The sequence below is a fragment of the Vulcanococcus sp. genome (genome assembly GCF_044369115.1).
Classification (GTDB): Bacteria; Cyanobacteriota; Cyanobacteriia; order PCC-6307; family Cyanobiaceae; genus Vulcanococcus.
The window spans coordinates 1-3764 of sequence record NZ_JBIPMN010000212.1; the positions used below are offsets into that span (position 1 = coordinate 1).

Annotated in this window: 4 protein-coding genes; 2 read left to right on the forward strand and 2 right to left on the reverse strand. The window is 66.9% G+C overall.

The window, feature by feature from the left end:
• Both ACIQ2E_RS13225 and ACIQ2E_RS13230 read right to left on the reverse strand, forming a co-directional pair.
• On the reverse strand, nt 1–1673 hold a 1673-nt coding region (locus tag ACIQ2E_RS13225; protein WP_398331418.1), incomplete at its 3' end, for a cobalamin biosynthesis protein.
• Entirely contained in the window at nt 1670–3112 is a 1443-nt protein-coding gene (locus ACIQ2E_RS13230) for a hypothetical protein (RefSeq protein ID WP_398331420.1), read from the reverse strand. The genes ACIQ2E_RS13225 and ACIQ2E_RS13230, both read right to left, overlap by 4 nt.
• On the opposite strand from ACIQ2E_RS13230, the gene ACIQ2E_RS13235 reads away from it, so the two are divergent.
• Entirely contained in the window at nt 3111–3269 is a 159-nt protein-coding gene (locus tag ACIQ2E_RS13235) for a hypothetical protein (protein ID WP_398331422.1), read from the forward strand. The genes ACIQ2E_RS13230 and ACIQ2E_RS13235 overlap by 2 nt on opposite strands.
• A gap of 310 nt (nt 3270–3579) precedes the next feature.
• Nucleotides 3580–3764: hypothetical protein (locus tag ACIQ2E_RS13240; RefSeq protein ID WP_398331425.1), on the forward strand; the 185-nt coding region annotated here is incomplete at its 3' end.

Sequence of the window (3764 nt, forward strand, 5' to 3'; positions counted from 1 at the left end):
TGAATGGGCAGTGTGGCCAGCTCGTGCAGGCTCACTGTTTCTTCTTCGCGGCCCAACTGGCGAGCCAGTACCACCGGCGTGTGGGGCGGTCGGTGCTCCAGCAGCAGCTCCTGCGCCCGGCCCAACTGCCAGTCGCGCCCTTTGGAGCGCGGGTTGTAGAGCGCCACCACGAAATCGCCCGACGCTGCCCCCTGCAGCCGCCGCTCGATCACCTCCCATGGGGTGAGCCGATCGCTCAAGCTCACGGTGCAGAAATCATGCATGAGCGGTGCTCCTGCCCGCGCTGCTGCCAGCTGCAGCGCGGAAATCCCCGGATGCACCTGGAAGGCAGGCCGATCCTGCTCCTCCAGGCCCATCCACTGCTCCAGCGCCAGCCCGGCCATGCCATAGATGCCGCTGTCACCCGACGACACCAGGGCCACCGTGAGCCCTTGGCAGGCCAGCTCCAGGGCTTCACGGCAGCGCTCGCGCTCCTGGGTGAGTTGCCCGTCGCTACGCAACTGATCGGGCCTGCGTAGCGGCTCCAGTAGATCCAGGTAGAGGCCGTAGCCCACCCACACGCTGCTGGCGGCCAGGGCTGCGCGGGCATCGGGGGTGAGCAGCGCCAAGCTGCCGGGGCCGCTGCCGATTAGATGTAGACAGCCCCGCTGGGGAGCCCACTGGGTGGCGGCCTGGGCGATGGCAGCCGTGGCGGCGCCCTGTTCGCCTCCACGGGCGCGTTCGATCCTTTTTTGCCTGCGCAATGTGGCCTGCGGGCCTGCGGCCAGCAGAGCTGCGGCTTCGGCCACGCTGGCGGTGCCGAGCTCGGCTTCCACCACCGCCGATGGATTAGGCACTGGCACCGCGTTGAGAGCGGCGCTGCTGAAGCAGCGCAGGGGCCAGCCGTGTTGTGCGGCGAGCTGAAGCAGGGCCGGTTCATCGGCTTTGCGATCGGCGCTGGCGAGGCCGGCCACGGCTTCTGGGGCCAGCCCTTCAGCCGCCAGGCTCTCCTCAAGGCAACGCTCCAGCAGAGACAGGTTGGTGCCCCGTTCACAGCCCATGCCCACCCAAAGGGCCGGCGGATGCCAGCGGCAGTGCTCGCTCCGCTCCACCCCCACGCTGAGCCGAATGCCGCTGGCGCTCTGCTCAGGCAAGCCAGGCAAGTGCAGCCAGCGTGGATTGCCGCTCTGGTGCTCCAGCTGCACCGCCTCACTGCGGGCGGCTGTTTTCATCAGCGCATCCCAGTCGCCTGGTCCGCGGCGCCAGCCCCAACGGTTTCCGAAGGCATCGAGGGCGAGCTGGCCATTGGCGGCGTTGGCGCCGGTGAGCACGGCCTCACCGCCCAGCAATGCCGCCACGGCCTGGGCCAAGGCTTCGGCTCCAGCGCCATGGCCGCCCAGCAGCGGAATGGCAAACCGGCCCCGGGGATCGGCCACCACAACGGCAGGATCGTGTTGCTTGCCCGCCAGCAGCGGTGCGATCAGCCGGGTGATGGCTCCGCAGGCACCGATGGCCACAAAGGCCCGGCTGCGCGGCCATTCGCTGGCCAAAAACCCTTGCAGATCCCCCCCTTGCCAGGCCATGCCATCGGCAGGGCTGGCGATGCGATCGATCAGGCCGTGCTCCAGCAGCTGACGCAGCAGGGGGAGGGCGTGGTGACTGAGGGACAGACCCCAGCTCAGGCGTTCACTCATCCACCCAGCTTCTCCCGCAGCCCGGCCAGAGGGCCGCGCGGGGAGGGCTTCAGCAATTCACCGTCGGCATTCACCTGGTCGCGGGCTGAGCCGGTGAGGCTGGTTTGCGGTGCCAGGCGCTCCGGTGTTGTTTGTGTAACGGCACTGGATTTGCTGTTGGCTTGGGCTTGGGCTTCGGGAGGCGTTGCTTCGGCCGGGAGATTCGGCTCCTCAGAAGGAGTGGGAGCCTCGGGATCTGGATTGCCGATCGCCGGATCGTTGTCCTTGGAGCTGGCTCTGCCGGCTGTGGGAATGGCTGCGCTGGCTGGCTGTTCCGGCTCGGGGCTGGGCTCAGGCTCGCTGCTGGGTTGAAGTGCGGCCTGCGGCACGGTTGGTGTTGGCGGTGCAGGCTCAGCCGGCGGCTGCTTTTCGGCCTGGGGCTCGCTTGTCGCTGGGCTCTCGGGCTCCCGGCTGGGTGCGCTCGGCTGTGCGGTGCTGTTCAACGGCTTTGGCTCCGGGGCCGCTGTGGTCTCGGGCTCAGCTTCAGCAACGGGCTGCTCGCCGCTCAGCAGGGCGAGATCCGTGGCAGAAAGCCGGGGGCGCAGCCAGGCGGGTTGAGGGCCTGGGCTGCCGATCACCACCTCCCGCACCACGCTGTTGAAGGGAGGATTGAGCGGATCTCCGCGTCCATCCAGTAGCTCCAGCTGCACCGCATTGCTGCCGCGCTTGAAACCCTTCAGCCACAGGGGTGTCTGCCGATCTACCAGGAAGCTGTCGCCATTCACGCTGATGCGCAGGCGCCAGCGGGCGTCGTCGCCACGCAGGTTCTGCAGTGGGGCATCCAGCAAGAGCCAGTCGATCAAGACTGGCTCCATTGCCTGTTGGGCATCAGGGCTGGCCGCAATCAGCTGGGCACTGCCGCTCGCCGGCAGTTCGGCGGCGTTGCGGGCAACGCGGTGCACGCGGATCTGGGTGCTGCCACCGGGAGCCTTCACCGCTTCTCCCCAGGGCCGGGCGGCATACACGGTGATGCGGTGGCTGCCCGGGCGTAGATCGGGCATTGCCACAGCGGATGCGCCTTCGAAGCTGGTGATCCGGATCGGTGCTTGATCATCGATCTGTACCACCAGATGGGGGCCAAGCCCCAGCGCGCCGGCATCGCTCAATGGCCAATCGCTCACCTGCAGCTTCAGGGTCCAGGCCCCAGCAGGCAGCAGGGCGTTGTCTTGGGGTGCGAGCACACGCACCTGCGGTGCGCGCTCATTCAGGCGTTCATTCAGTTCCTGCACCGCACCGGGGGGCGCCACTTCCTGCAGGGCGCCTGCCGGGGGGGTGGCACTCAGGCTGTTGGAGCTCACCGCTGATGCACCTGGGCCGGCCTTGCTGCCGCAGCCTCCACTCACCAACGTGAGCACCACGAGCACCAGGGCAACAAGCGCCCGCCGCGGTGCCGCCAGCATGTTGTTGCCTCCCGATGCTCGTGTGGAGCTTGATTGCCACATTCTGCAGGGTTGCGGACAACAACCCGGCACGCAAGTGGCGATTGCTAACAAAAAAGAGGCGCTAGTTAATCGCGATTGCCTACAAAAACTGCGCGAACACGCGTTTTTTCGCTGATGTTTTGCATCCGCGAGAGCTCAGTCCCTGACTGGCTCGGCTCCGGATTGAACCTTTGTAACTGCCGGGCCAAAGGGCTCGGAATTCACTTTTATACTTCCGCCAGCGGTCCCCTTTCTGGGGCCCAAGCGCCAGTCATGAAAAGGGGTTTCGGCTTCGGCCTTGCTCCCTGTTCATGCCTGCGTCCATGGGTGAACGCGGTTTTCCGCAGCGCCTGTGGCTCCACTGACCTCCCGCCGCCGGCTCGTTCGGCGCGTCAGGTCGGAAGGGTGGACCTCCACCTCGATCCCGTCCCTCGAGGAACGTCTCGATGACCATCAGCCCACCAGAGCGTGGGAAAACGGCGAAGGCCCAGGTCGACCGGGTGAACAACCCGGCCACCTTCGAACTGTTCGGCAAGCCCGGCCATTTCGATCGCAGCCTTGCCAAAGGTCCCAAAACCACCACGTGGGTTTGGAACCTCCACGCCAACGCTCACGACTTCGACAGCCACAC

Bases quoted from the DNA above. Each gene is read 5' to 3' on its own strand.
- ACIQ2E_RS13235 (WP_398331422.1), top strand. From the start codon at position 3,111: ATGTTGTTGCCTCCCGATGCTCGTGTGGAGCTTGATTGCCACATTCTG.
- ACIQ2E_RS13230 (WP_398331420.1), bottom strand. From the start codon at position 3,112: ATGCTGGCGGCACCGCGGCGGGCGCTTGTTGCCCTGGTGCTCGTGGTG.